Annotated in this window: 3 protein-coding genes and 1 pseudogene; 1 reads left to right on the top strand and 3 read right to left on the bottom strand. The window is 54.5% G+C overall.

The features are described 5' to 3' along the window. From T518_RS11095 to T518_RS11085, 3 genes and pseudogenes are all read right to left on the bottom strand, one after another. Window positions 1-906: pseudogene (locus T518_RS11095) on the bottom strand (hypothetical protein); the annotation flags it as partial. Between the two features lie 68 nt (window positions 907-974). Then, complete coding sequence (locus T518_RS11090; protein WP_036378944.1) at window positions 975-1,616, bottom strand: two-partner secretion domain-containing protein; 642 nt, start codon at window positions 1,614-1,616, stop codon at window positions 975-977. A gap of 223 nt (window positions 1,617-1,839) precedes the next feature. Beyond that, window positions 1,840-2,700, bottom strand: coding sequence for a polysaccharide deacetylase family protein (locus tag T518_RS11085; protein WP_036378942.1), 861 nt, complete (start codon window positions 2,698-2,700; stop codon window positions 1,840-1,842). Between the two features lie 199 nt (window positions 2,701-2,899). Between T518_RS11085 and T518_RS11080 the strand changes: the two genes are divergently transcribed. Continuing rightward, window positions 2,900-3,097 (top strand): DUF1858 domain-containing protein, encoded by a 198-nt coding sequence (locus tag T518_RS11080; RefSeq protein WP_036378940.1) that lies wholly within the window; start codon window positions 2,900-2,902, stop codon window positions 3,095-3,097. Window positions 3,098-3,201: the final 104 nt, after the last annotated feature.

Below are 3,201 nucleotides of genomic sequence, written 5' to 3'. Positions count from 1 at the left end.
AATTGAGCAGCCAGCTGACGAGGAAAATCCATACATCTGATGCCGATATTTACTGGCGGATGAAATGAATTTGCGAAAGAATCTTGACACTACCCCGCCATTTGTATCAATATCAGCATTGATAATAACAGCACCAATCTTGTTGCCATCGGTATCTGAATTCAACAATACGTTCAGCTTTCCACTAGTCGAGGTAATGGCTTTATTGATAGTGATATTGCGCATAGCATCCAGCGTAAAGGTCGCATCTGTTCCTGCTTCCTTTTTAATGGGAGAATTGACCGTGATATTGGCCACACCATTAGTCGCTATAGCCTGGATGGTAACATCCGTTCCTTTGTTCAGTAAGTCTGTAATGGTTTTTGTCTTAATCCAAGTAATTGCCGAACTTACAGCAGATGCATCGGCCGTTTCCTTACTAGTGGGATCGTGATAGTTAATAGAAGTATTGCTAGACAGACTGTTATCCGACTCATATTTTTTTATATCAATCTTTGCTGCATCATACGCTGTAGTCGGGTCATTGTCCGCAATGTACACGTTAAGCGGGTCGAGCAGCCACTCGCCTGCCTTGCCGCGTTCGCCCTTGGCATCGATATTGAGATTGTTGCCGAGGTTCAGCACATCGCCGGAGGTTTCGATCTTGCCGCCGTCGATGGCGCCGCGGGCCAAGAGATTGGTTCCATCATTGACGACAGTTTTCTGGCCGATGACTTTGATGCTGCCTGCGCTCTGGCCTGCTTCTTTGCCGGAGGCGTCGAGGGTGCCGCTGACTTCGACCTGGCCGCTTTCGCCGCCGTCGAGCAGGATCTCGCCCTTGTCGTTCGCGTGCAGGGTCTTGGCCTCGATGACGCCCGTGTTGTTGACGACAGTGCTCATGAGGTCGCCGGCGCTCTTGGCCGTCATGACGAGGTAGCCGCCGTCATTCTGGAGCGTGCCGCTGTTGAGGGCCTTGGCGTTCGCGAGGCTGCCGTTTACCGTGAAGTTGAGCTTGCCCGCCGTGTCGGCTGCGAGGCTGAGGTTCTTTGCTGCGGCGAGGACAGTCTGGCCGCCCTCATTCGCGATGACCCCGTGTTCTCGACATTTGTCGCGTGCAGGGCGACAAGGCCGCCCTCGGCTTTGATGGTGCCGGCGTTGATCACGCTGGCCTCCCTGCCAGCTGCAATCTGCAGGCCGAGGTCGCCCTTGCCCTGCGCGAAGTTACGCATGTCGTCATCGGTCACGTTGGCCGTCGAGGCGACGAGGCCGCCGACGTCGACGCTGCTGTTCTTGCCGAAGAGCACGCCGTTCGGGTTGATGACGAAGACATGACCTTTAGCCGAGAGCGAGCCGTCGATGATGGACCGGCCGTCTCCTACGACGCGGTTGAGGGCGATAGCGCTCTTGCTGTTCTGGTCGAAGTGGACCTTTTCGTCCTTGGCGATGTTGAATTTCTGCCAGTCGAGAGCGAGGCGGTCTGTCTTCTGGTTGATGACCATCGTCTTTTCATCAGGACGTGCAATCTCACCCTGCCCGGCGACGACCTTGCCCTGCTCCGGCATGGCCTGCACGCTGCTGTGCAGCGACATGGCCATGATAGCGATGGCAATGGCGGCAGATTTCGACTGCCAGGTCATTGTTTTTCTGTGTTTATGTGTGTTCTTCATGATTCCTTTCCCCTTTATTCGTTACGCCAGAGGCATGACGTCTTGCTCAGTGATTTACCTCACATTCTATTGTATAAAAAACAGGATGCTTTTCTTTAGCATCGGGTTAAATTTACCGATTTATAAAAGAAAAACATCCTGTTTCTGGAAAACATTTCTTATTTATGTACTTTTTGTGCAAACACCTGTGTGCTCAGTGCTTCGTCCAGCCGAAACTCTCGAACTGCGGAGTGTAATGGATACGCTCGATGAAGTCGCGGTTCGTCTTCTCTGTGTGGAAGATAGGCACGCGCTCGAGGGCGTAGATGTTGCTCTTGCGGCTGACGCCGCCGTACTTGATGGTAAAGGCGGCCTTGTAGCCGGCCTCGCGCACGAGCTGGGCGATGTGGAGGTTGTAGGCACCCGTCGGGTAGGCCATGTACTTGACCTCATGGCCGAGCTCGGCTTCGGCCTTCTTCTTCGACTCGACGAGTTCGGCGCGCAGCTGGTCGTTCGTCAGGTCGGTCATCGACTTGTGGTCGACGGTGTGCGAAGCGACGGTCATGCCGTTCTTCTCCATCTCGCGGCACTCGTCCCAGGTCAGGTAGCCTTTGCGCGTGCCGAGGAAGCTCGTGACGACAAAGACCGTGCCCTTGAGGCCGTACTTCCTGAGGATCGGGTAGGCGTTGTCGTAGTTGTCCTGGTAGCCGTCGTCGAAGGTGATCAGGACGGGATTGTCGGGCAGCTGGCCCGTGCCCTCGAGCGCGTCGTAGAGCTCGTCGGGCGTGATCGCGTGATAGCCGTGCTCCTTGAGGTAGCGCATCTGCCAGTCGAAGTCGGCCGGTGCGACGGCAAGCGACAGGAATTCATCGCTGACCTTGTGGTAGTTGAGCACGAGGATCTGCGGGCCATCCTCGCCCGTGTCCGTCTCCTGTGCCGTGCTCGTCGCCTGCGTGTCATCTATGCTCCCTGCCATCTCAGCCTCGTGGCCGACCGTCGGCCGCAAGAGAACCACCGCCGCGAGGCAGACGACTGCCACCAACACCAGTCCCAGCAAACGCCATGAACGCTTCATCAAATCTTCCTCCTGCTTCTGTCCGTGTTACTCGCATCTATCATACCACAGATTCTGGAAAAAAGTGGAAAAGTTTTTGGCTATCTAGTGCATTTCTCGAAAATGTGGTATAATCCTCTTGGCGGTAATATACCCCATCCACGTATATGTGACGTAAATCACAGCGATTTTATATTGTTCCACAGGAGGAATTTTCATTATGGCAATCACGAAAGACATGAGCATCCTTGAAGTCGTCCAGAAGTACCCGGACACGGTTGACGTATTCGTCAACGCTGGCATGGGCTGCCTTGGCTGCGCTGCTGCACACTTTGAGAACATCGAGCAGGGCGCGATGGCACACGGCATCGATGTCGACCAGCTCGTCAAGGACCTCAACACGGTCGTCGGCGCATAAGACAGGCCTATAAAATAAATATCCCCCGGCATAGCCGGGGGTTTTATATTTACGGCCTTATAAGGCCTCTGCTTACCAGCTGCGCTTAAAAGCGCTTGTCGGTC

The sequence above is a fragment of the Mitsuokella jalaludinii DSM 13811 genome (assembly GCF_000702905.1).
Taxonomy (GTDB): domain Bacteria; phylum Bacillota; class Negativicutes; order Selenomonadales; family Selenomonadaceae; genus Mitsuokella; species Mitsuokella jalaludinii.
Note: the sequence above shows the minus strand (reverse complement) of the source record. Positions and strands in the feature narration are given on the sequence as shown.